The organism is Streptococcus sp. 27098_8_86 (genome assembly GCF_041432595.1).
Classification (GTDB): Bacteria; Bacillota; Bacilli; order Lactobacillales; family Streptococcaceae; genus Streptococcus; species Streptococcus pneumoniae_F.
Map to the genome: position 1 here is coordinate 1 of NZ_JAPVZW010000031.1, position 1,152 is coordinate 1,152.

Genomic DNA, 1,152 nt, shown 5'->3' on the forward strand with positions numbered 1-1,152 from the left:
TCATTTAAAACAAGAAATGATTAATAAAGTCTTACATGAAAACTGGTCTCAAGATAGAGTTTCTCTCAAATATGCTCTCCCAAATCGTGGTATGCTTCCAAATTGGCTAGCACAATATAAGAAAAACGGGTATACTATTGTTGAGAAAACAAGAGGGAGACCAACTAAAATGGGACGTAAACGGAAGAAAACCTGGGAAGAAATGACAGAACTAGAGCGACTCCAAGAGGAGAATGAACGCTTACGGACTGAGGTGGCCTACCTAAAAAAGTTAAAAGAGCTGGAAGACAGGGACGAAGCCTTAGAGCGAGAAAGGCAGAGACAATTAGAGAAATGGCTTCAGGAGGATTTCGACTAGATTTACTTCTTGAAACAGCACGTTTAGCTCGCTCAACTTACTATTATCAGTTGAAACAACTGGATGGGCTTGATAAAGATAAAGAGCTTAAAACCGAAATTCAGGCCATTTATAATGACCATAAAGGAAATTATGGCTATCGTAGAGTTACTCTTGAATTGAGGAATCGTGGTCATATAGTAAACCATAAGAAGGTCCAACGTCTGATGAAAGTCCTTGGTTTAACAGCTCGAATTCGCCGGAAACGAAAGTATTCTTCCTACCAAGGAGAGATTGGTAAGAAAGCAGAGAATCTCATTCAACGTCAGTTTGAAGCATCAAGGCCAATGGAAAAGTGCTATACGGATGTGACAGAGTTTGCCATTCTAAATAGCACACAGAAACTCTATTTATCGCCAGTTTTAGATGGATTTAATAGCGAAATTATCGCCTATAATCTTTCAACTTCACCAAACTTAGAACAAGTGAAAGCTATGTTAAACCAGGCCTTTACAGAGAAACACTACGAGCATACGATTCTCCATAGCGATCAAGGCTGGCAATACCAACACGATTTTTATCATCGGTTCCTAGAGAGTAAGGGAATTCAAGCATCCATGTCACGCAAGGGCAACAGCCCAGACAATGGCATGATGGAGTCCTTCTTTGGCATTTTGAAATCTGAAATGTTTTATGGTTATGAGAAGCACTTTAGGTCTTTAGAAGACCTTGAACAAGCTATTGTGGACTACATTGATTACTACAACAACAAACGAATTAAAGTCAAACTAAAAGGACTTAGCCCTGTGCAATAC

General features: G+C 39.3%; 1 pseudogene. It reads left to right on the forward strand.

Features of this window, described 5'->3' with window-relative positions:
* Positions 1-1,152, forward strand: a pseudogene (locus tag O3616_RS10035) (IS3 family transposase); the annotation flags it as partial.